This window comes from Vibrio sp. Vb1574, from assembly GCF_033338675.1.
The window spans coordinates 1-1088 of record NZ_JAWOTC010000410.1 but is presented as its reverse complement, the minus strand read 5'-3'; the positions used below and the strand labels follow the sequence as shown (position 1 = coordinate 1088).

Here is a 1088-nt window from a genome sequence, read left to right as displayed (position 1 = left end):
GCGTTAAAGAAAAGGAATTGTTATTGCTTGTATAATCGCCGTTTATCAGTATTAACTAAAATAATTAATAGCAATGTCACAGAGCGACATCACCAGAAATGCCGCCGTACATTATAAAAAGCCTAAGAAGGATGAGTGCATGAGTCAGGATAAGATCGATATCAAAGATGTGACTCCCAAGACTTTCAACCCGAAAACCCATAAAGGAAACGGGGATCGTTTTAACCCAAGCAATCGCATCTACGTTCGAGAAAGTAAAGGGACTTACCAAAAACTGCGTCGCTACGGTGGTTGGTTCTTACTGCTACTGTTTGCTTTGGTACCGTGGATCCCATACGGCGAGCGACAAGCGATCTTGCTTGATATCGGCAACCAGCAGTTCAACTTTTTCGGCACCACGCTTTATCCGCAAGATCTGACCCTACTCGCTCTGCTCTTTGTGATCGCCGCGTTTGGCCTGTTCTTCATTACCACCTTTTTAGGCCGAGTCTGGTGTGGCTATCTCTGCCCGCAAACCGTGTGGACCTTCATGTACATCTGGTTTGAAGAAAAACTCGAAGGCAGCGCGAATAAACGTCGCAAACAAGACGCCAATAAACTCACCGCCAACTTAGCCATGCGTAAAACACTCAAGCACATCGCTTGGTTTGCTATCGCGCTCGCCACAGGCTTCACCTTTGTTGGTTACTTTGTACCAATGAAACAGCTGGTGATTGATTTCTTCACCTTCAACGCGAACTTCTGGCCAGTATTCTGGGTCATGTTCTTTGCCATCTGTACTTACGGCAACGCAGGTTGGATGCGCTCAATCATGTGTATTCACATGTGTCCTTACGCGCGTTTTCAATCAGCGATGTTCGACAAAGACACGTTCATCGTCGGTTACGATACCAAACGTGGTGAAAAGCGCGGTCCGCGTTCACGTAAAGCCGATCCAAAACAACTGGGCTTAGGTGACTGTATTGACTGTGATCTGTGTGTGCAGGTGTGTCCAACTGGCATCGATATCCGTGACGGCTTCCAGTATGAATGTATCAACTGTGGCGCTTGTATTGATGCGTGTGACAACACCATGGATCGCATGGGCT

The 1088-nt window shown here is 47.0% G+C and carries 1 protein-coding gene; it reads left to right on the top strand.

Translation table 11 applies throughout. From position 1 onward, the window contains the following. Window positions 1-139: 139 nt before the first annotated feature. A partial coding sequence (ccoG, locus tag R7O12_RS26510; protein WP_318127054.1) for a cytochrome c oxidase accessory protein CcoG occupies window positions 140-1088 on the top strand: 949 nt, incomplete at its 3' end.